Here is an 818-nt window from a genome sequence, read left to right as displayed (position 1 = left end):
GGGGATGTGGTGCGGTGGCGGGCGGACGGGGCGCTGGAGTATGTGGGGCGGTCGGATGCGCAGGTGAAGGTGCGGGGGTTGCGGATCGAGCCGGGTGAGGTGGAGGCGGTGATCGCGCGGTGTCCGGGGGTGGCGGGTGTGGCGGTGGTGGTGCGGGAGGACCGGCCGGGTGACAAGCGGCTGGTGGCTTACGTGGTGCCGGAGGTGTCGGGGGAGGAGCCGGATCCCGCGGGGGTGCGGGGGTGGGCGGCGGAGCGGTTGCCGGGGTTCATGGTGCCGTCGGCGGTGGTGGTGCTGAAGGGGCTGCCGGTGACGGGGAACGGGAAGCTGGATCGGGCGGCGTTGCCGGTGCCGGTGGTGCCGGGTGCGGGTGGGGGGCGGGGGGCGCGGTCGGTGGTGGAGGAGGTGTTGTGCGGGGTGTTCGCCGATGTGCTGGGGGTGGGGTCGGTGGGGGTGGAGGAGTCGTTCTTCGAGTTGGGTGGGGATTCGCTTTCGGTGGTGCGGTTGGTGGGTCGGGTGCGGTCGGTGTTGGGGGTGGAGATCGGGGTTCGGGTGGTGTTCGAGGCGCCGTCGGTGGCGGGGCTGGCTGCTCGTGTGGAGGAGGGGTCGGGGGTGGTGCGTCCGCGGGTGCGGGTGGTGGAGCGTCCTGCGGGTGGGGTGGCGTTGTCGTTCGGGCAGCGGCGGTTGTGGGTGTTGAACCGGTTGGATCCGGGGTCGGGGGTGTACAACCTGCCGGTGGCGTTGCGGTTGGTGGGGCGGGTGGATGTGGGGGCGTTGGGGTGGGCGTTGGGGGATGTGGTGGGGCGGCATGAGGTGTT

1 protein-coding gene is annotated in these 818 nt (G+C 72.6%); it reads left to right on the top strand.

Going from position 1 to position 818, the window contains the following annotated elements:
• Nucleotides 1-6: 6 nt before the first annotated feature.
• On the top strand, nt 7-818 hold an 812-nt coding region (locus tag IEZ06_RS37830), incomplete at its 3' end, for a phosphopantetheine-binding protein (protein WP_373293994.1).

Origin of the sequence: Planomonospora antibiotica (assembly GCF_014647955.1) — a bacterium.
Classification (GTDB): domain Bacteria; phylum Actinomycetota; class Actinomycetes; order Streptosporangiales; family Streptosporangiaceae; genus Planomonospora; species Planomonospora parontospora.
This window is presented reverse-complemented; position numbering and strand designations above follow the sequence as displayed.